Below are 1,740 nucleotides of genomic sequence, written 5' to 3'. Positions count from 1 at the left end.
TTGCCCATCAAGTGCGATGTCTGCGGTTAGCTACGCGATCGCGATTTTTTCTAACTTATTCAGCAAGCCCTAGATAATTCATCAATCAACCATCAAACATCCCCAATACCAATTCAAATTACCTACGGCTACAAAGAGTGACCATCGTCCCGACTTAAAACAATTTATTTTAGACCTAATTTGTAGTGGAGATGGAGATGTGCCACTATTTTTACGAGTAGCTTCAGGAAACGAATCAGATAATTCCATATTCGCCTCAATCTGTCAAGACTTTTAAAAAAAATTAAATCTCGACACTTTAATGGTAGCTGACAGTGCATTATATACCGCTCCAAATTTAGAAATGTTAACCAATTTAAGATGGTTAACTCGTGTACCACTAAGCCTGAAACAAGCGCAGCAACTGGTGTCTCAGCTTGCAGGAATCAGAATTAAATGAAAGTTCAATAACGGGATATCGTTGGTCAGAACACAAAAGTAATTATGGTGGAATTACACAAAGATGGTTCGTAGTAGAGAGCAGTTTGCGTCGTGATGCCGACCAACGTAAATTAGAAAAACAACTCAAAAAAGCTGAAATTGAGGGTCAGAAAAAGTTGCGAGAGTTATCAAATATTGAATTTGCTTGTGACACCGATGCCTTGTCACTGGAGTTTAGACTAAAAAACGATCGCATCTAAAAGTAGCTGCCTTTCAACAGAAGGCAAGTTATTGCTCAAAAACTCACGCATTGAGGAGATTAAACAACTAATCTTGAAGACTTTTTGCGTCGAGAAACCCGTTTCTTGACAGTGGGATATCGCGGTGCCTTAGTCCGTACCTTTCCTGTTTCCCAGCCAGGAGATTTTCCCCTATGTTTAGGTGGTTTCGTAGGAGTACCAATGTCAACTAAAACCGATAACATTGATTGGGCAACACGTCCAGGAGTTAAATCGATCCTAGCAGACTGCCAAGGCAGTCGATGTTCGAGAACTAAATCCCTAGCCAGCCAGAGTTGCCAACTCATCAATGGCATTAAATCACTCCAACGCTCAGATTGTTCGGGAGTTCTCAAGTTAGGCAATGTCCAATGTAATCGTTGCTTAGCTTTCCCGTTACCAATGATCCACTCCAAAACGTCGTAAATACTTAAACCAAACAGTTTCGCTTGGGTAGAGTTCGTTCTCCCACCCAAACCAACCACAAGGGTGGAAACGGCTGACCGCTTGACATGGGATTCATTCTTAAGGGCGAGGATTAAATTAACAGGATGTCCCGGCGCACGATAAAAATGTAAGTCAAGCCATTGACTGACTCGGACTTGTCCCAACTGTGGATGTTCATCAATTTCAATCACAGTATCCGTTTCGAGCCATGTGGTTGGGTCATTGAGTCTCATTTTGAACCCGTGTTTCCGTGGTCTACCGCGACCACTATAGGCTGGTGGTGCCGACCACAAACAGGCATTCTTTCGGACTCTCATTAAGCAATCAGCTTGAATATCTGCTTGGGCTAATACCCAAGTTGCATTGCCATATTCTCGATCTAAGACTGCTAATACGCTTGTTGACGCTCTGTTGACAGACAAGTTTGAGTTGGGAAGCTGCTTGAAGTATGGGCGAAGACCCACTACTAATTCGTTCATGGAGTAGGGGTAAGGCCCAACTTCCATGAGCTTCAGGTAGTTAGAGTCGATAGGGGCATTTCTACCCCTACCTCTCCTTCAGAACGGAACGTGAAACTTTCGCTTCATTCCGCTCC

The 1,740-nt window shown here is 43.2% G+C and carries 1 protein-coding gene and 1 pseudogene; one reads left to right on the top strand and one right to left on the bottom strand.

Going from position 1 to position 1,740, the window contains the following annotated elements; all coding sequences use genetic code 11:
* Positions 1 to 99: 99 nt before the first annotated feature.
* A pseudogene (locus tag QUB35_RS39345) lies at positions 100 to 662 on the top strand (IS1634 family transposase); the annotation flags it as partial.
* A 77-nt stretch (positions 663 to 739) separates the two neighbouring features.
* Here the strand turns inward: QUB35_RS39345 and QUB35_RS38840 are convergent.
* On the bottom strand, positions 740 to 1,651 hold the full coding sequence (locus tag QUB35_RS38840; RefSeq protein WP_333148381.1) for a hypothetical protein: 912 nt from the start codon (positions 1,649 to 1,651) through the stop codon (positions 740 to 742).
* Between the last annotated feature and the right edge of the window lie 89 nt (positions 1,652 to 1,740).

The organism is Microcoleus sp. B13-B6, assembly GCF_036705405.1.
GTDB lineage: Bacteria > Cyanobacteriota > Cyanobacteriia > Cyanobacteriales > Microcoleaceae > Microcoleus.
Note: the sequence above shows the minus strand (reverse complement) of the source record. Positions and strands in the feature narration are given on the sequence as shown.

Bases quoted from the DNA above. Each gene is read 5' to 3' on its own strand.
- QUB35_RS38840 (WP_333148381.1), bottom strand. From the start codon at position 1,651: ATGGAAGTTGGGCCTTACCCCTACTCCATGAACGAATTAGTAGTGGGT.